Origin of the sequence: Leptolyngbya sp. CCY15150 (assembly GCF_016888135.1) — a bacterium.
Lineage (GTDB): Bacteria > Cyanobacteriota > Cyanobacteriia > RECH01 > RECH01 > RECH01.
In genome coordinates, this window is record NZ_JACSWB010000028.1 from 1 (window position 1) to 329 (window position 329).

Here is a 329-nt window from a genome sequence, read left to right on the forward strand (position 1 = left end):
CTACCCGATCGGTCAAGGTTCCTTCTCTGATGGGATGCCTCTAGGTATCTCCGGTACCTTCAACTTCATGTTCGTGTTCCAAGCCGAGCACAACATCCTGATGCACCCCTTCCACATGTTGGGTGTAGCTGGCGTATTCGGTGGCTCTCTGTTCTCCGCCATGCACGGTTCCTTGGTGACCTCCAGCTTGGTGCGTGAGACGACCGAGACCGAGTCACAGAACTACGGCTATAAGTTTGGACAAGAAGAAGAGACCTACAACATCGTTGCGGCTCACGGCTACTTCGGTCGTTTGATCTTCCAATACGCCAGCTTCAACAACTCCCGCG

Annotated in this window: 1 pseudogene; it reads left to right on the forward strand. The window is 53.8% G+C overall.

The features are described 5' to 3' along the window. Window positions 1-329 (forward strand): annotated as a pseudogene (locus JUJ53_RS00125) (Photosystem Q(B) protein 1); the annotation flags it as partial.